The 16,967-nt window shown below is 65.8% G+C and carries 16 protein-coding genes; 7 read left to right on the top strand and 9 right to left on the bottom strand.

The annotated features are described in order from the left end of the window. Window positions 1-25 precede the first annotated feature (25 nt). Entirely contained in the window at window positions 26-946 is a 921-nt protein-coding gene (locus KCN53_RS05685) for a radical SAM protein (protein WP_088711041.1), read from the top strand. Here KCN53_RS05685 and KCN53_RS05680 read toward each other — a convergent pair whose 3' ends face one another. The 6 genes from KCN53_RS05680 to glmM all read right to left on the bottom strand — a co-directional run bounded on the left by KCN53_RS05680 (window position 947) and on the right by glmM (window position 7,549). Further along, the gene (locus KCN53_RS05680) at window positions 947-2,212 is read right to left on the bottom strand and encodes a hypothetical protein (protein WP_143712156.1); all 1,266 of its coding nucleotides are present in this window, start codon (window positions 2,210-2,212) and stop codon (window positions 947-949) included. Window positions 2,213-2,253: 41 nt separating this feature from the next. Next, a complete protein-coding gene (gene folP / locus KCN53_RS05675; RefSeq protein WP_088711043.1) occupies window positions 2,254-3,321 on the bottom strand; it encodes a dihydropteroate synthase in 1,068 nt (355 codons plus the stop codon). Window positions 3,322-3,339: 18 nt separating this feature from the next. Continuing rightward, window positions 3,340-4,425, bottom strand: coding sequence for a site-specific DNA-methyltransferase (locus KCN53_RS05670; RefSeq protein ID WP_088711044.1), 1,086 nt, complete (start codon window positions 4,423-4,425; stop codon window positions 3,340-3,342). A 196-nt stretch (window positions 4,426-4,621) separates the two neighbouring features. After that, the gene (locus KCN53_RS05665) at window positions 4,622-5,236 is read right to left on the bottom strand and encodes a ribonuclease HII (protein WP_088711045.1); all 615 of its coding nucleotides are present in this window, start codon (window positions 5,234-5,236) and stop codon (window positions 4,622-4,624) included. A 172-nt stretch (window positions 5,237-5,408) separates the two neighbouring features. Beyond that, window positions 5,409-6,218 carry a bifunctional hydroxymethylpyrimidine kinase/phosphomethylpyrimidine kinase gene (thiD, locus tag KCN53_RS05660; RefSeq protein ID WP_088711046.1) on the bottom strand — a complete coding sequence of 270 codons (810 nt, stop codon included), beginning with the start codon at window positions 6,216-6,218 and terminating at the stop codon, window positions 5,409-5,411. Further along, window positions 6,215-7,549 (bottom strand): phosphoglucosamine mutase, encoded by a 1,335-nt coding sequence (gene glmM / locus KCN53_RS05655; RefSeq protein ID WP_088711047.1) that lies wholly within the window; start codon window positions 7,547-7,549, stop codon window positions 6,215-6,217. The genes thiD and glmM overlap by 4 nt, the downstream gene beginning before the upstream one ends. Window positions 7,550-7,655: 106 nt before the next feature. Here glmM and KCN53_RS05650 point away from each other — a divergent pair, with 106 nt between their 5' ends. Continuing rightward, window positions 7,656-9,095, top strand: coding sequence for an alanine/glycine:cation symporter family protein (locus tag KCN53_RS05650; protein ID WP_088711048.1), 1,440 nt, complete (start codon window positions 7,656-7,658; stop codon window positions 9,093-9,095). Beyond that, window positions 9,067-10,065, top strand: coding sequence for an aldo/keto reductase (locus KCN53_RS05645; RefSeq protein ID WP_088711049.1), 999 nt, complete (start codon window positions 9,067-9,069; stop codon window positions 10,063-10,065). The genes KCN53_RS05650 and KCN53_RS05645 overlap by 29 nt, the downstream gene beginning before the upstream one ends. On the opposite strand, the gene KCN53_RS05640 is transcribed toward KCN53_RS05645, so the two are convergent. Then, window positions 10,062-10,859 (bottom strand): SDR family NAD(P)-dependent oxidoreductase, encoded by a 798-nt coding sequence (locus tag KCN53_RS05640; RefSeq protein ID WP_088711050.1) that lies wholly within the window; start codon window positions 10,857-10,859, stop codon window positions 10,062-10,064. The two genes, KCN53_RS05645 and KCN53_RS05640, sit on opposite strands and share 4 nt — an antisense overlap. A 192-nt stretch (window positions 10,860-11,051) precedes the next feature. Beyond that, window positions 11,052-11,711 carry a Tim44/TimA family putative adaptor protein gene (locus KCN53_RS05635; protein ID WP_088711051.1) on the bottom strand — a complete coding sequence of 220 codons (660 nt, stop codon included), beginning with the start codon at window positions 11,709-11,711 and terminating at the stop codon, window positions 11,052-11,054. 204 nt (window positions 11,712-11,915) lie between these two features. Between KCN53_RS05635 and secB the strand changes: the two genes are divergently transcribed. The 4 genes from secB to KCN53_RS05615 all read left to right on the top strand — a co-directional run bounded on the left by secB (window position 11,916) and on the right by KCN53_RS05615 (window position 16,029). Further along, complete coding sequence (gene secB, locus KCN53_RS05630; RefSeq protein WP_088711052.1) at window positions 11,916-12,485, top strand: protein-export chaperone SecB; 570 nt, start codon at window positions 11,916-11,918, stop codon at window positions 12,483-12,485. 139 nt (window positions 12,486-12,624) lie between these two features. After that, the gene (murJ, locus tag KCN53_RS05625) at window positions 12,625-14,190 is read left to right on the top strand and encodes a murein biosynthesis integral membrane protein MurJ (RefSeq protein ID WP_088711053.1); all 1,566 of its coding nucleotides are present in this window, start codon (window positions 12,625-12,627) and stop codon (window positions 14,188-14,190) included. A gap of 81 nt (window positions 14,191-14,271) precedes the next feature. Continuing rightward, entirely contained in the window at window positions 14,272-15,285 is a 1,014-nt protein-coding gene (gene trpS / locus KCN53_RS05620; protein WP_088711054.1) for a tryptophan--tRNA ligase, read from the top strand. Window positions 15,286-15,405: 120 nt separating this feature from the next. Then, window positions 15,406-16,029 carry a DUF4136 domain-containing protein gene (locus KCN53_RS05615; protein WP_088713279.1) on the top strand — a complete coding sequence of 208 codons (624 nt, stop codon included), beginning with the start codon at window positions 15,406-15,408 and terminating at the stop codon, window positions 16,027-16,029. Here the strand turns inward: KCN53_RS05615 and KCN53_RS05610 are convergent. Further along, a complete protein-coding gene (locus KCN53_RS05610; RefSeq protein ID WP_143712157.1) occupies window positions 16,026-16,964 on the bottom strand; it encodes a redoxin family protein in 939 nt (312 codons plus the stop codon). The two genes, KCN53_RS05615 and KCN53_RS05610, sit on opposite strands and share 4 nt — an antisense overlap. Window positions 16,965-16,967 lie beyond the last annotated feature (3 nt).

Below are 16,967 nucleotides of genomic sequence, written 5' to 3'. Positions count from 1 at the left end.
CTGCGCGGACCGAAACAGGGATATCATGACTGCGCGCCCTTTTTCCGATCCGACCACGACTGCTCTTGGAGAACAGCGCGCCCATGTGGATTTCCGCGGCCTCGAAACGCTGTGGCTGAACACCGGCACGTTGTGCAACCTCGCCTGTGATCATTGCTATATCGAGAGCTCTCCGAAGAACGACCGGCTCGCCTATCTGACGCGCGGCGATGTCCGTGCCGCGCTCCGGCAGGCCGCCGAGACCCGGCAGCCGCTGAGGTCGGTGGGCATTACCGGCGGCGAGCCGTTCATGAACCCGGACATCGACGACATCCTTGCCGATTGCCTTGCAGAGGGGCTGGAGGTTCTGGTCCTGACCAACGCGATGACGCCGATGCGCCATCACCGGCAGGCGCTTCTCAGCCTGGCGGCGCGCTATCCGGCGCTGCTGACGATGCGGGTCAGCCTGGATCATTACGACCCGGCGCTACACGAGGAAGAGCGCGGCCCGCGCAGCTTTCGTCCCGCCATGGACGGCCTTCGCTGGCTCTCCGACCACGGCTTTCCCATCGCGGTTGCGGGGCGAACGCGCTGGGGTGACGACGAGGAGGATCTGCGGCGCGGCTATGCCGAACTTTTCGCGAACGAGGGAATTTCAATCGATGCAGCCGATCCCGAAGCGCTCGTTCTGTTTCCCGAGATGGACGAACAGGGCAAAACTCCAGAGATCACCACCGCCTGCTGGCAGATTCTGGACAAGAATCCCGCCACGCTGATGTGCGCGAACGAGCGCATGCTTGTGCGCCGCCGGGGCGCGCAGCACGCCTCCTACGTGGCCTGTACGCTGCTGCCCTATGATGAAGAGTTCGACTATGGCGCGGACCTGCAAGGCGCGGTTGGCCCCGTACCGCTGAATCACCCGCACTGCTCGCGCTTCTGTGTGCTCGGGGGTGGCAGTTGCGGCTGATCAGCCGTTCGTGAAGTCCTGGTAGATCGGCAGCGAATCGAGCGCTGCGTCGATCCTGTCGACAGCGGCCTCATATTGCTCGCTGTTCAGTCGGCCGAAGCGGCGCTCGAACTCCTCCTCCGATAGTCCTTCTTCCATCCCAAGGGCGCGTGCGGGGAAGAGATTCGCCGTGCCGCCGCGGCCCAGATGCCGCTGGACCTCCGCTGTCGTCTTGGGGTCGGCAAGCAATGTGCCAAGGCGGATTCCTGCCCGGTCGGCGGCAAGATCGACGAACGAAAAACCGCTGCCGCCGGGTAGGGCATCGCTCAGTTCCTTCATTTCACCCAGCGCGCTGCCAAGTTCCCGGTCGCGCTGGGCGGAGAAGATTGCCGAGATGAGGAGGTGGAGCGCAAGGTCGCGCCGGCCGACGACCGTCACGACAACCCGCTCACCCCGGCATGGTGGATTTCGCTGCGCATCGACGTCGACCAAGCGGAGAAAATCCGGATCGTAGGCCGCCATGATCATGCCGACCAGGCGGCCCGACGCTTCCTCCGGGGAAACCGTGTCCTCGTCCTGCGGAAACGCCTGGGCGAACAGGCCTCCCAGCGAGGCCGGGCGCCGAAAAGAATCTTCGAAGTTCGTCAGGCGTAAATAGGTCGCCCGGGCGGCGGCATCTGCATCGGGCGAATATCGCCCGGCGAGCCTTTGGGCCGCGCGCAGAAGGCCGATGGGCATGTCGATCCGCGCAGCGGCGAAATCCTCGCCCACCCTGACCTCTTCGATCAGGTCGGACAGACGCGGCGCATCCTCGAACGGTTCGGGCCAGATGAGCCCGACCCCCATGTTGCTCAGCCAGCGCACGGCGGCGGGCGAGAATCGGACGGTGCCTGCCCGAACATAAAGTCGCGGCAGCTCCTCGGGAGTGTGCGCAGCAACCGCGAGATCGAGATTGAGATAGGTAGCCGTAGCGAGGGCCAGGCTGCCCCTGAGTTGCAGGGCCCCGTTCTCGATGCGGCCATCGGCAGCCAGCCCCGGATTGCTGAAGGAGACCACCCGGGAGACGGAGGGCAGTTCCTCGGCGCGCACGCCGACAAAGCCCCCCTCCTCCGACCTGATGGCCGCAAAGGCCATCCGGGCGATGGTGCTCACTGTCCCCACATCACGCGGACCCGGCGTCTCCGGCGGGACTATTTCCGGACGGTCCGACAGCACCGCCGCGCCAAAAAAGGCGAGCGAAGCGACTATGACTAGGAGAAGGCGGCCTGCGCCTCGAACGATCGACACGGGCGGTCTCTATCGCGGCGGTCCGAGAGCCGCAAAGGCCTTCAGGCCGGACTGAGCGCCGCGTCACGCAGGCCGCGCCAGACGTGGAGCGCCTGCACACTCTCGGGAACGTCGTGAACGCGGACCAACTGCACGCCCTGGGAAAGACCGGCCTGCAGCACAGTCAGCGACCCGGCCAGGCGGCGGTCCGCGGGTGCCTCCTTCGACAGCGCCCCGATGAAGCGCTTTCGGCTCGCCCCTAGCAGCAGCGGCGCGCCCAGCCCGTGGAACAGCGACAGTCCGTTGATAAGGGCCAGGTTGTGGCGCAGCGTCTTGCCGAATCCGATGCCCGGATCGACGATAATCCTTCCGCGCTCGATGCCTGCCGCGACCGCAGCGTCTATCCGCTCTGCGAGCCAGTCGTACACGTCGAGGAGGACATGGTCGTAGGCGGGCGCCTGCTGCATGGTCTGCGGGTCGCCCTGCGCGTGCATCAACACCACCGGAACGCCGGCCTCGGCAACGACGCCCGCGCTTTCGCTGTCATAGGTCAGCGCACTGACGTCGTTCACAAGATGTGCGCCCGCCGTCAATGCAGCGCGCATTACGGCGGCTTTCCGCGTGTCGATGGAGATAAGCGCGCCTTGGTCGCGTAGCCGTTCGACCACGGGAAGAATGCGGGCCGCCTCGTCGCCTTCCCAGACCGGTTCGGCGCCCGGCCGGGTCGATTCGCCACCAATATCGATCAAGGCCGCTCCGGCCGCGCTCATGTCCCATCCCGCCTCGGCGGCAGCGGTCACATCTTCATACGCTCCGCCGTCGGAGAAACTGTCGGGCGTCACATTCAAAATGCCCATGATCTGCGGCTGGTCGAAGCGGAACGCACGGCCGGAGCAGGATAGCGGCGGACGCGTACCGATCAGGTTCGACCAGACCGGCTCCGCCTCCGGGCAGGACGAAAGAAAGGCTTCAATGTCGCTAACCGCGAGCAGCTCGGGCTCTGCGCCACGCCGAAGGATCTCGACGGCGGAGAACCAGCACATACCGCCCGCGAGGCGTGCCACCTTGCCATCATGCCCGAAGGGCGCCTCCACGAACCCCGTGGGCCGAAGATAGGGACCAGCAGCCATGATAGTCCTGCGGACCGGTCAGCCGGTCTGCTGCTGGTCGCGGTACCGCTGCCGCAGCGCGTCGAGGGGCATCAGGGAGCCGGCCTCCTCCATATGCCAGAAGGTCCAGCCATTGCAGCTCGGCGCATTCTGTACCTGCGCGCCGATCTTATGGATCGACCCCGCTTCCTTGCCGTGGAGGATGGAACCGTCGGCCCGCACCCGCGCCTCGAACCGGCGGCGGGCATCCCATAGCGGCGTGCCGGGCCGGATGAGGCCCGTCTCCAGCAGCGCGCCGAACGGCACCCGGGGCTGGGCGCGCCGGCCCCGGCTGATCTCCAGCGCATCCAGTTCCACCTGGCGGGCACGCTCGATGCGGGAGCGGGCGACGCCGATATAGGTCTCTTCTCGCTCTATGCCCATGAAGCGGCGGCCGAGCCGCTTAGCCACTGCGCCGGTGGTGCCCGATCCCAGAAATGGATCGAGAACGAGATCGCCGGGCTCCGAACAGGCAAGGAGGACACGGTAGAGAAGCTCCTCCGGCTTCTGCGTCGGATGCGCCTTGCGGCCGTTCAGCTTCTCCCGCTCGGCGCCGGTGCACAGCGGGATCGACCAGTCGGAGCGCATCTGCAGATCGTCGTTGAGCGCCTTCATGGCGTGGTAGTTGAACCGGTAGCGGGCCTGCTCCGACTTCGCGCACCAGATCAGCGTTTCATGGGCATTGGTAAAGCGCGTGCCCTTGAAATTGGGCATGGGGTTCGTCTTGCGCCAGATGATGTCGTTGAGGATCCAGTAGCCGAGGTCCTGCAGGGTCGCGCCGACCCGGAAAATGTTATGGTAGCTGCCGATGACCCACAGGCTGCCGGTATCCTTCAGGATGCGGCGCGCCTCGCCGAGCCAGGACCGGCTGAACTCGTCATAGGCGGCAAAGCTGTCGAAGCGGTCCCACTCGTCGTCGACGGCATCGACTTCGCTGCCCTCCGGGCGCCGCAACCCGCCGCCAAGCTGAAGATTATAGGGCGGATCGGCGAAGATGAGGTCGACCGACTTGTCGGGCAGTTTCGCCATTTCGGCCACGCATTCGCCGTGAACGATCCGCATCGGATCGCTGCCTGTCGCCGTCATGATGGCCGTCCCAATTGCCTCGCTTGGCCCGAAGAGTGGGCGAAGCGGGACTCGCCGTCAAGAAAGAGAGTGAAAGGAGTCAATAACTTGCGCCCCTAGCTTTAGTTCGAGACTCATCCGGAAGCGCGGCGCCACCACCAGTTGAGTCGCCCCCGGCGCGCGCTCCACAAGACCTAGTAGGTGTGGCGCAGAGGACTCAGGCGGGGACTTTGAGGTCGAGTACGCGCTGCGCGACGGGCGCAAAGCTTCGCCTGTGGTGCGGCGTCGGGCCGAGTTCGAGCAGCGCGCGCTTGTGCGCGGGCGTGGGATAGCCCTTGTTCTCAGCCCAGCCGAAGCCCGGGCATTCGCGGTCGAGATCGGCCATGATGCGGTCGCGCGTGACCTTGGCGATGATCGAGGCCGCCGCGATGGACCGGCATTTGGCATCGCCCGCCACCACGGCGCGGCTGGGGCGGGTCCAGTTTGGGCAGCGATTGCCGTCAACCAGGACCATCAGCGGGTCGAAGCCAAGCGCATCGACCGCACGCACCATGGCCAGCATGCGCGCCCAGAAGATGTTCAGCCGGTCAATCTCCTCGACCGAAACGATCCCGACGCCGATGCGGGCCCGGTCGTACAGCCGGTCGAACAGCTTTTCACGCTGCGGGAGAGGCACCTTCTTGGAGTCGTCGAGCCCGCGCGGGAAGTTCGCCCGGTCGAGCACCACGGCGGCGGCAACGACCGGTCCCGCCAGCGGCGCGCAGCCTGCCTCGTCCACCCCCGCAAGCGGTTCAGGATAGTCTCGTTCGATCTTGAAACAGGGCCGGCCCACTCTCAGCGATCCGCCGGCAAATCGAGCTGTAGGTCACAGTAGGTCACACCTCGGGCGCGCGCGTGCGCCCGCGCACGCGAGGAAGGTTCTCTAATACGGGTAGAGGTGATGGTGATGGGGGAGGCGGGAAGCATGGCCCGAGAGTCCGAAAATCCCGCCTATTTTGCAAGCCTCAGCAATGGTCGGGCCGCGTGACGGCCTGGTGCCCAAGCGGGCCGCCCCCCGCGCCGAAACCCGGCGCCGCGGCGATGGCGGCGCGCACGAACAGCCGCGCCTCTCCCACCGCGTCGGGCAGGGTGAGCCCCCGTCCCAGGCCGGTGGCGATGGCGGAAGCGAGCGTGCAACCCGTTCCATGTGTTTCCGACGTGTCGATGCGGCTGCCGGGAAAGCGCCAGACGGCCGACCCCTCAACGAGAATGTCCGTCAGCGCGTCGCCCGGCAAATGTCCGCCCTTCGCCAGCACTGCACAGCCTAGCCGAGCCGACAGCTTCTTCGCCTCGGCCTCCATCGTTTTGCTGTCACCGATCTCCCGGTCCGCGAGCACGGCCAGCTCATCGAGGTTCGGCGTCAGCAGCGCGGCGCGGGGAAAGAGATACTCGCGCAGAGCGGCCAGCGTCGCTTCGTCGATCAGGCGCGCACCGCTGGTCGCGACCATCACGGGATCAAGGACGAGAGGTACAGCCCGATTCCCTAGCGCGCTCGCGATCGCCTCCACTTGAGCCGCCGATCCGATCATCCCGGTTTTCACGGCGTCGGCGCCGATATCGGACAGGCAGGCCTCCACCTGCGCGGTCACGCTGTCGGCGGAAAGCATATCGACGCGGGTCACACCGGCCGTGTTCTGCGCGGTGACTGCCGTGATGGCCGTCATCGCATAGCCGCCCATCATGGTGACGGTCTTGATATCGGCCTGAATCCCCGCGCCTCCGGAGGAGTCCGACCCGGCGATGATCAGGATGCGCGGCGGCGTCTCCGCGCTCACGCGGCCTTCTGCACCGCGTCGCAGATGTCGTCGACGACCTGCTCGATCACGTCCCTGTCCTCACCCTCGGCCATGACGCGGATGACCGGCTCGGTGCCGCTTTTGCGGATCAGCACGCGGCCCCGATTGCCGAGCCGGTCTTCGCCCGCCCGAATGGCCGCCTGCACACTGTCCACCATCATGGGGTCATTGTCCTGATAACGGACATTTCTGAGAAGCTGGGGCAGCGGCTCGAACAAGGTCAGGAGCTGCGACGCGGGCTGACCGCGCGCCACGAGGCAGGCGAGAACCTGCAGCGCCGCCACCAATCCGTCGCCTGTGGTGGCATAGTCGGTCAGGATCATATGGCCGGACTGTTCGCCGCCCACGTTGAAGCCATGCCGGCGCATATGTTCGAGGACATGCCGATCGCCGACCTTCGTCCGCGCCAGAACCAGCTGATGGCTTTCCAGATAGCGTTCGAGCCCCAGGTTCGACATGACCGTCGCGACAAGCCCGCCGCCGCGCAGGAGGTCCTTGCGCGCCCAGTCCGTGGCGATCAGCGCCATGATCTGGTCGCCGTCGACGATCTTTCCCTGTTCATCGACCACGATCAGCCGGTCCGCATCGCCGTCGAGGGCAATGCCGATGTCCGCGCCAAGCTCGCGCACCTTCGCCTGCAGCGCATCGGGATGCGTCGAGCCGCATTCGCGGTTGATGTTGAAGCCGTCGGGGTCGACGCCCATGCGGGTCACATCTGCCCCGAGTTCCCAAAGTGCGTCGGGCGCGACCGTGTAGGATGCGCCGTGCGCGCAATCGATGACGATATGAAGGCCATCGAGACGCAGATGGCTGGGAAAGCTGAGTTTCGCGTCGTGGATGTAACGCCCGCGCGCGTCCTGAAACATCTTGGCCCGGCCGATATCCTCAGGCTTTGCCAGTTTGGGCGTGATGTCGAGACGATGCTCGATATCGGCCTCGTCCTCGTCGGAGAGTTTGAAGCCGTCGGGCCCGAACAGCTTGATCCCGTTATCGTGAAAGGGATTGTGGCTGGCGGAGATCATCACGCCCAGATCCGCGCGCATCGACCGTGTCAGCATGGCGACCGCCGGGGTCGGCAGCGGACCGACCTGGACGACGTCCATGCCCACGCTGGTAAAGCCCGCGATCAGTGCGGACTCGATCATATAGCCCGACAGGCGCGTGTCCTTGCCGATCACGACCCGGTGCTTGTGATTGCCGCGGAGAAATTTCCGGCCCGCCGCCTGGCCCACGCGCATCGCCATGCCCGGCGTCATCGGATGGGTGTTGGTCAGGCCGCGGATGCCGTCGGTGCCGAAATACTCGCCCACATTCTTCCCCAATTCTCTCGCCGTGCAATTCTTTATGCGGCCCTTTAAGCATGCAGCCTTTACGCCCGTGGCTGAGGCATAGGCAACGTCAGAAGAAGGACTTCAGTTGGTCGAAACGCTTACCGACGGCATCGGGGCGCTGAGCGCGGGCGTCTTTTCCCAGGTCGCTATTTTCGGCACGGACATCGAGCTGGTGGTCCTGCTGCTGGCAGGCGCCATGCTGTTTTTCACCGTCTGGCTGGGTGCGCCCCAGCTGCGCGGCATTGGCATCGGCCTGCGCCTTCTGCGCGGCAAGCATGACGATCCGACCGCGCCCGGCGAAGTCAGCCAGTTGCAGGCCCTGTCCACGGCGCTCTCGGGAACCGTGGGGCTGGGCAACATCGCCGGCGTGGGCATCGCCATCGCCATGGGCGGTCCGGGCGCCGCCTTCTGGATGTTCGTGATCGGCTTCTTCGCGATGGCGCTGAAATGCGCCGAAGTCACGCTGGGCCTGAAATACCGGGAATTCGGCCCCGACGGCAGCGTTCGGGGCGGGCCCATGTACATGCTGAAAAACGGGCTGAAGGAAATCGGCCTGCCGCGCCTCGGCCTGGTGCTCGGAACGCTTTACGCGATCTTCGCCATGGGCGGAGCCCTCCCCCTCATTCAGGTGAACCAGAGCTTCGAACAGGTCGCCGCGGTAGGCGGTTTTGCCATCAACCCGCAAAACGGTTTCTTCTACGGCCTCGCGCTCGCGGTCCTCATCGGCCTCGTCATCATCGGCGGCGTGCGCTCCATCGCCCGGGTTACCGGGAAAGTCGTCCCCTTCATGTGCGCGCTCTATCTCGGCGCGACGATCGTCATCCTGTTCGCGAACGCACCCGCCATCCCGGAGGCATTCAGCCTGATCGTCACGAGAGCCTTTTCCGCCGATGCACTGGCGGGGGGCGTGGTCGGCACCTTCGTCGTCGGCATGCGGCGCGCGGTCTTTTCCTGCGAAGCCGGTGTCGGCACCGCGGTGATCGCCCATTCGGCGGCCAAGACGCACCATCCCGCTTCCGAGGGCATGGTCGCGCTCCTGGAACCGATGTTCGACACGATGATCGTTTGCATGGCGACGGCGCTGATGATCGTGGTGACCGGGGTTTATGACGACGGCTATGAAAATATCGCCATGACCAGCGCAGCCTTCGCCAGTGTCATCGACTGGTTTCCCTATGTCCTGCTGCTCGCGGTGGTGCTGTTCGCCTATTCGACGCTGATCGCCTGGGGCTACTACTTCATGACCGCCTGGGGATTCCTGTTCGGTCATGGCCGCAAGCGCGACTGGGCGGCGAAGATCTTCTACTGCCTGCTGATGCCGCTGGGCAGCGTGCTGGCCGCCGACGCAGTTGTCGAACTGATCGACAGCCTGTTTTTCCTGATGGTGCTGCCGAACGTCGCCGGGTGCCTGATCCTGGCGCCGCGCGTCAGGCGTGAAGTGAACAATTTCCTCGCCGGCGTGAAGGCCGGCACCATCTACGCAAAGGATGTCGAAGATGAAACGGCGCTCCCTCGGCACGACTGACGTTTCCGCCATCGGCCTCGGCTGCATGGGCTTTGCCGGCGTTTCCGGAATGAGCTCGATGTATGGCGAGGTGGATTTTGACGAGGCCCGCCGCGTGATGCACCGCGCGCTCGACCTGGGGCTCGACTTCCTCGACACCGCCGAAGTCTACGGCCCCTTCGCCAATGAGGAGTTCGTCGGTGAGACGATCCGCGAGCGCCGCGACGACGCGTTCCTGGCCACCAAGTTCGGCTTTCGCATCGAAGACGGGAAAGTCGCGGGCCTCGATAGCCGGCCGGCGCACATCCAGGAGGTGTGCGAGGCCAGCCTGCGGCGGCTGGGAACCGACCGGATCGACCTGTTCTATCAGCACCGCGTCGATCCCGCGGTGCCGATCGAAGACGTCATGGAGACCTTCGCGGCGCTGAAACGGGCGGGCAAGATCCGCTTTGCCGGTCTGTCCGAACCAGGCCCCGAAACGCTGAAACGAGCCATTGCCGCCGGCAAGGTCGACGCCGTTCAGTCGGAATATTCGCTGTGGGAACGCACGGTCGAGGACGACATCCTGCCGCTGTGCCGGGAACATGGGATCGCCTTCGTTCCGTACTCGCCGCTGGGACGCGGATTTCTGACCGGCCAGGTGAAACGCGCCGAAGACTATGAGGAGGGCGACTATCGCCGGACCGATCCCCGCTATCGGGGCGAGAATTACGACGCCAACATGAAGCTGGTGAACGCCGTGAAGACGGTGGCCACGCGGCACGACGCGACGCCCGCGCAGGTGGCGCTGGCCTGGCTGCTGGCGCAGGCGCCGAACGTCATCCCCATTCCGGGCACGAAGAAGGTCCACCGGCTGGAGGAAAACGCGGCGGCGGCAGAGCTGAGCCTGAGCGAGCAGGATCTGAAGGACCTGGCCGAGGCCGCGCCGGTCGGCGGCACGGCCGGCGAACGCTATGCCAATCCCGCCATGCTGGCGATGGTGCGCCGCTAGCCGCCGCGCTTCGGCGCCATCGCGGCCATCCGGTCGAAGACGAGGTTCGGAAACAGCCGTTTCAGGGTCAGGGCCTGCATCTCGGCGCCCTTGCCCACGGGAATCTCGCGCTTGCCCGCACGCAGCCCCGCCAGGATCTGCTGCGCCGCCGCCTCGGGCGAAATCCCGTGATTCACCGGATCGTCATTGGGTCCGTAGCGCTCGCCCGTCCCGTCGAGCGCGTTCGCCGCGATCTCCGTCCGGACGAAGCCGGGCGTGACGACCGTCACCCCGACGCCGAACTGGTCGACCTCCGCCCGCAAGGCGTCGGAATAGCCGACGAGGGCGTGCTTGGCCGCGCAGTAGCCGGTGCGCAGGGGCGAGCCGAGCTTGCCCGCCACACTGGCGATATTGACGAAGTGCCCCGCCCCGCGCGCGGCCATGTTCGGCAGCAGAAGCTGCGTCAGCCGCAAGGGGGCGAAGAAATCCACCTCCATGAGGCGGCGATAGACGTCGAAATCGGTGTCCAAGGCGACCGAGCGCTGGGAAATGCCGGCATTGTTGACCAGGATATCGACCCGGCCGCGCCAGGTTTCGGCCTGCTCGACCAGCGCGGGCAGCGCGTCATAGTCGGTCGCTTCGAAGGGGAGCAGCTTTGTTTCACCGGAACAGGTGGAGGCCGCCTCTGCCAGGGCGCTTTCTCGCCGGCCCGAGAGAATGACCGCCGCGCCTTCTGCCGAAAAGACCTCCGCCAGCGCGCGGCCAATGCCGCTCGATGCCCCTGTAATCCAGACCGTCTGTCCGCTCACCTGCATGTCGCCCTCCCCGCCCCCGTTCTTTTAAGGCGGCAAACCATACGATCCCGGCGCAGAGCGCAAGAGTTCGAATGCAGGAAGTTCAACGCCGGAAACTCAGACGCGCGAGCCTCGGGCGGGAACCGGCAGCCGACGGGGGCGCGGACCGGGAACGTTCAGATAGTGAGGGGCCAGTAAGGCCGGCCGGTCTGCTCAGTCGGCGGAGTCGGTCTCGATCAGCAGCCAGGCCGGATCGTCCGAGCGCAGGTGGCGGCTGAACGTCCAGATGTCGTGCGACTGGGTGGCATCGCTTTCGGAGCCGGCAATGAGGGTGCCCTCGGCATCGCGGGTAACCGCCACGAGGTCGGCATCGAAGCGAACGGTGACCTCGGCCATCTCGCCGCGGCGAACGGCGCTGACGATTTCCGCGCGCTCCACACCGACAAGGCGGTTCTCGTAAGTCAGCTTGTCGGCTTCGCGGGCCTCGATGGCACCGGCGAAATCCTCGGCAATATCGTCGCTGACCAACTCTTTCAGCGCCTCGGCATCACCGCGCCAGAACGCTTCGAGCACGAGACGGTAGGCTTCGGTTGCGCCGGAGAGGAAACGAACGGGATCGAAGTCGGGATCGGCGGCGTGAATATCCTCAAGGCCGGCACGCGCGGCGGCATTCACATCGTCGGGAATGGTAAGCGGCTGGGCCTGCGCGGCATCGCCGCCGCTGATCGAGACGACATTGTCCGCCTGGCGCGCCTGGGCACGCGGGACGACGGGGGCCTGGGGCTCTGCCGACTCGTCATGATTGCCGAGCACGCTGATCAGGCGCAGGGCAATGAAACCGGCAAGCAGGGCAAGTACGACGATCTCGATCAAATCCGCCTCCGAAGGGGCAAAACAACTAGGTCTTCCGTCTCCTGAAACACGAGACGGCCACGAAAGGTCCAACATAGGTCCTCAGCGCGGCGCCGCAAGCCACGCCCGGGCGACTGCGGCAACCTTGCCATTCCCCCCTTCGCCCTGCTAGCGCGCCGCCTTGCATTCGACCCTCCCGAACACAGACCCGAACAGGTGAACATTATGGCGGACGAACAGCCGCAGCAGCCCGAAGGCGCAGCCCCCGACCAGCAGCAGCCGCTGGGCATCGAGATCATGGCGCAATATGTGAAGGATCTCAGCTTCGAGAACCCGAACGCGCCGGAATCGCTCAGCCAGCATGCCGGGCAGCCTGCCATCGATATCGGTGTCAGCGTCGCCGTGAACGAAAAGGGCGCACTGTCCGAGGGTGCCTATGAGGTCATCCTGCACCTGAAGGCGGACGCCAAAACCGACGAAGGCCAGAAGACCGCCTTCGTCATCGAACTGGCCTATGGCGCGCTCTTCCGTTTGCAGAACGTGCCGCAGAACCTCCTCAATTTCGTGCTGCTGGCCGAAGCGCCGCGCCTGATCTTCCCCTATGCGCGCCGCGTGTTCGCCGATGCCGTCCGCGACGGCGGCTTCCCGCCGCTGATGCTGGAGCCGATCGACTTCATGAAGCTGGCGCAGCAGCAGATGGCGCAGCAGGGCGGCCAGCCGGAAAATGGCGGCGGCCAGCAGGGCGGCGGCAGCCAGGACGGCGGCGAAACGCCGAACATCATCCTGCCGAGCTGATGACCCTGGTCCGGGGCGCAGCGTCCCGGACCACAGCCCGTTTTTCCGGCGCAGGCTGGAATCTTCTTTCCGCCGTTCTTCGCGGCTAGAAGGGGCGCGCCCACCTTAGGGCGACCATGCGAAAAGGACGGCCGCGCCGGTGTCACTGATCAGGAATGTCGGCACGATCGGCGGGCTGACCCTCGTCAGCCGCGTCTTCGGCTTCGCGCGCGACATGCTGCTTGCCCGGCTGCTCGGCGCGGGTACGGGCGCGGACGCCTTCTTCGTCGCCTTCAAGCTGCCCAACATCTTCCGCCGCCTGTTCGCCGAGGGCGCCTTCAGCGCGGCGTTCGTACCGATGTTCTCGAAGGAACTGGAAAGCGGCGGCGGCCGGGACGCGGCGGTGCGCTTCTCGGTGCAGGTCCTCAGCGTCTTCCTGCCGATCCTGTTCTTCTTCACCGCGATCGCCGAAATCTTCATGCCGTGGATCGTCGATGCCATGGCGAGCGCCTATCGCGAGGTGCCGGGCAAGTTCGAGCTGACCGTCACGCTCAGCCGCATCACCTTCGTCTATCTGTTGCTGATCAGCCTCGTCTCGCTCCTCGCGGGCATTCTCAATTCGCTCAGCCGGTTCGCGGAGGCGGCAGCGGCGCCAGTCCTTCTCAACATCTGCCTGATCACCGCCGTCATCCTGTTCGGCTCGACCGGCCCCGACCCCGACTTCACTACCGCAAGGGCGCTGGCCGTAGCGGTCTCGGTCGCGGGCATTTTGCAGTTCGTCTGGCTGCTCTTCGCCGTCCGGCGCGCCGGGATCGAGTTGAAGCTGCTGCCGCCGCGCATGACGCCGCAGGTCAAGCGGCTGCTGCGCATCATCCTCCCGGCAACGTTCGGCGCCGGCATCTACCAGATCTCGCAGCTCGTCGACGTCTTCTTCGCCACGCGGCTGCAGGAGGGAGCGATGAGCTTCCTCAACTATGCCGACCGGCTGAACCAGCTCCCGCTCGGCGTCATCGGCATCGCACTCGGTACGGCGATCCTGCCTGCCCTCTCGCGGCTGATCGGCCGGGACGATGCGGCAGGCGCGCAGCGACTGATGTCGAAGGCGCTCGAGCTCTCGATGATGCTGACGATCCCCTCGGCCGTCGGACTGATGCTGTGCCGCGACGCGTTGACGCGCGCCTTCTTCCTCGGCGGCCGTTTCGACGCTGCCGACGCTGCCATTACCGCCGATGTGATGGCGGGACTTGCCATCGGCCTGCCCGCCTATGTGCTGATCAAGGTCTTCACGCCGGGCTATTTCGCGCGCGGCGACACGAAGACGCCCGTCTATACGGCGCTGGCGGCGCTGGTGGTGAACATTGCGCTGATCCTGCTTTTGATCGAGCGGTTCGACATTGTGGGCCTGGTCCTGGCGAGTGCCGCCGCAGCGTGGCTGAATACGCTGCTCCTGTACGCCGGGCTGCATCGGCGCGGGCAGTATCACCTGACCGGACTCGTGGCCCTGCGCATCGGCAAGCAGGCGCTCGCCGCCGCGCTGATGGCCGTTCCGCTGTGGTTCCTCTCCGGCTGGCTGGCGCCCTATTTCGGCGGCGCCCCGCTGGACCGGGTGTGGAGCATCGCAACGCTGATCGTCCCTGTAATCCCCGTTTACTTCGGGGCGCTCTGGATCATTGGCGGACTGGATCCGGAATCGATATCGGCGCTGCGCCGGCGCGGTTCGCCCTGATCGGCCGCTGAGCGCCGCCAGAGGCATGATGAGGCAGGCATGCGCTTGACCGCAGGGCGCTTGCGGGCAAAAGCCCCCGCCATGACCAACGAACGCGTTTTTTCCGGCATCCAGCCGACCGGCGACCTGCACCTAGGCAATTATCTGGGCGCCATCGTGAACTGGGTCCGCATGCAGGAAACCCACGACTGCATCTTCTGCATCGTCGACCTGCACGCCATCACCATGAGCCACGATCCGCAGCTGCTGGCCAAACAGACGCGCGAGCTTGCCGCCGCCCTGATCGCCTCCGGCTTAGATCCCGACCGCTGTATCCTGTTCCATCAGTCCGCCGTGCCGATGCACGCGCAGCTTGCCTGGATCCTGCAATGCGTGGCGCGCGTCGGCTGGCTGGACCGCATGACGCAGTTCAAGGAGAAGAAGGGCAAGGACAAGGAGGGCGCCTCGGTCGGCCTGTACACCTATCCCGTGCTCCAGGCGGCGGACATTCTGGGCTACCGCGCAACCCATGTGCCCGTGGGCGAGGACCAGAAGCAGCATCTGGAGCTGGCGCGCGACATCGCCATCCGGTTCAACCAGAATTTCGGCGGCGGCGATGGAGAGTTCTTCCCCGTCCCCGAACCGATGATCCAGGGCCCGGCGACACGGGTGATGAGCCTGCGCGACGGGACGGCGAAAATGTCGAAATCCGACCCCTCAGACATGAGCCGCATCGCCATGACCGACGACGCCGACACGATCATGCGCAAGTTCAAGAAGGCGAAGACCGACCCCGAACCGCTGCCGGAAAGCGAAGAGGGCCTCGAGGGGCGCCCCGAAGCGGCGAACCTGGTCAACATCTACGCCGCGCTGGCCGGCACGGACCGCGCCGCGGTACTGCGCGAGTTCGGCGGACAGGGCTTTGGCAGCTTCAAGCCTGCGCTGGGCGAACTGGCGGCGGAAAAGCTCGCTCCCAATTCCGAACGCTACCGCGACCTGAAAGCCGACAAGAAGACGCTCGACCGGATTCTGCGTGACGGTGCCGCAAAGGCCGACGCCATCGCCGCCCCCATTCTGGAGGATGCGAAGCGCGCGGTCGGTTTCCTGAAAGGTTAGGCGCTAAGGCGAAACTGCGATGCTGAACAAAAGCTTGCGTTCAGCCTTTGTTCAAGGCGAGTCTGCATGCTGCGTCGCTTTGCTGACGAAGAATTTCGTTCGGAATCCGGGGAAGACCAGATGACCATCCTGAAAGCCGCCGTCCTGGGCGCCGCCCTCAGCCTCACCGCCGCCTGTGCCGCGCCCTTCACGGCCGATGTAAGCCGCTTTCAGCGCCTGCCCGCGCCGACGGGGCAGAGTTTTGCCATCGTGGCGGCCGAAGAAGCGAAGACTGGCAGCCTGGAGTTCGGCACCTATGCCCGCTACGTCGCCGGCGAACTGATCGACGAAGGCTACCGCGAGGTCGCCAATCCCGAAGCCGCCGACCTGATCGTCGCCCTCGACTACGGCGTCGGCGATCCGCGTGAGAAGGTGGCCACCCGGCCGGGCAGCTATGGCGGCTTCGCCCGCTATCGCTATGGCTGGTACGGCTACCGCTACCCGATCTTCTACGATCCGTGGTTCTACGGCTATCCGGGCATGCACGACCGGGATGTCTACAGCTACACCGTCTACAATGCGTTCCTGGACATGGTCATCCGCGAAGATAGCGGCGAACCCGTTTTCGAGGGCCGGGCGATGACTACGTCGCGCGACAATGACCTGCCGGAACTGGTGCCGAACCTCGTCACCGCGATGTTCACGGATTTTCCGGGCAATAACGGGCGCACGATCCGCGTGAAGGTGCCGCAGGACGACCGCTAAAGCGCCGTTCCGCAGCCGCGGAACGTGCGTCCGTCGAGAGTGAGGCTCACACTGTGCGGATAGGCGCGCCCGCTCATCGGGTCCTCGCAGCTCTCGTCCCGCACCGTAAGGGACAGGCTGTGCCCGCCGTCCTCGAGTTCGAAGCTGAAAGGCGCTTTTCGAGGAGCCTGTGCAGGTGCCGGAAAGCGGACCTCGGTCTCGCCATAGTCGACAGCCACCGTCAGCCGCTCGCCGGGGACCAGCGTGGCCAGCCAGCCCGGTTCCTGACCGCGCGCAACATAGCGGACGCCGTGAGCGCGAAGGCCGGTGTCTGCTGCGGCCTGGCCGCCGGCATCCCCGGCTGATGCACTTTCGTCTCCAGCGTCTCCGGCGTCCGCGCCTTCTTCTTCCGCAAGCGCGCCCTCCTCGTCCCACTCGTTCGGGCCGGCATAGCGCCATAGCTCCTTGCCTGCGGCGTCGTAGAGAATGGTCATGGGCAGGCCCGGGGCGGGGTAACCCGTCGCAAGGTCCATATCCGGATCGGCCAGCACGACCGCATGTTCGATGGGCACGCGCTCGAGAAACGGAGAAATCTGCTCCCAGCCGCCCGAATCCTGGCTGACCAGCACTACGTCGAGGCCGCCGCCGCGCGCCTCCGCCAGCCGGTCGAGCGCAGGCATTTCGGCGATGCAGGGCGCACACCAGGTAGCCCAAAGGTTCACCAGAGTGGGCGTGCCGAGATAGGCCTGCAGGCTCATCGGCCCCTCGTCCCGGCGCAGCAGCGTCGTATCCGGCATGGGCGTCCCGGCCTTCGACCGGTCATAGGTTCCGGGCTCGGCAGCCTGCGCCGCCGTTTCCCTCTCTTGCTCCGCCCCCGGCGCTTCCGTATCGCGGGGGCTTGCCTCGCAGGCGGCCACGAGAAGGCTGGCGGCGAGAATGGTCGAAAGGGCGTGCATGAC

The sequence above is a fragment of the Pacificimonas aurantium genome (genome assembly GCF_020092905.1).
Classification (GTDB): Bacteria; Pseudomonadota; Alphaproteobacteria; order Sphingomonadales; family Sphingomonadaceae; genus Pacificimonas; species Pacificimonas aurantium.
The sequence above is the reverse complement of the archived record's forward strand: the minus strand, read 5'-3'. Positions and strand labels throughout refer to the sequence as shown.

Coding starts and splice junctions, on each gene's coding strand:
- KCN53_RS05685 (WP_088711041.1), top strand. CDS start 26: ATGACTGCGCGCCCTTTTTCCGATCCGACCACGACTGCTCTTGGAGAA.
- folP (WP_088711043.1), bottom strand. CDS start 3,321: ATGGCTGCTGGTCCCTATCTTCGGCCCACGGGGTTCGTGGAGGCGCCC.
- KCN53_RS05670 (WP_088711044.1), bottom strand. CDS start 4,425: ATGACGGCGACAGGCAGCGATCCGATGCGGATCGTTCACGGCGAATGC.
- KCN53_RS05645 (WP_088711049.1), top strand. CDS start 9,067: ATGAAACGGCGCTCCCTCGGCACGACTGACGTTTCCGCCATCGGCCTC.
- KCN53_RS05640 (WP_088711050.1), bottom strand. CDS start 10,859: ATGCAGGTGAGCGGACAGACGGTCTGGATTACAGGGGCATCGAGCGGC.
- secB (WP_088711052.1), top strand. CDS start 11,916: ATGGCGGACGAACAGCCGCAGCAGCCCGAAGGCGCAGCCCCCGACCAG.
- trpS (WP_088711054.1), top strand. CDS start 14,272: ATGACCAACGAACGCGTTTTTTCCGGCATCCAGCCGACCGGCGACCTG.
- KCN53_RS05615 (WP_088713279.1), top strand. CDS start 15,406: ATGACCATCCTGAAAGCCGCCGTCCTGGGCGCCGCCCTCAGCCTCACC.
- KCN53_RS05610 (WP_143712157.1), bottom strand. CDS start 16,964: ATGCACGCCCTTTCGACCATTCTCGCCGCCAGCCTTCTCGTGGCCGCC.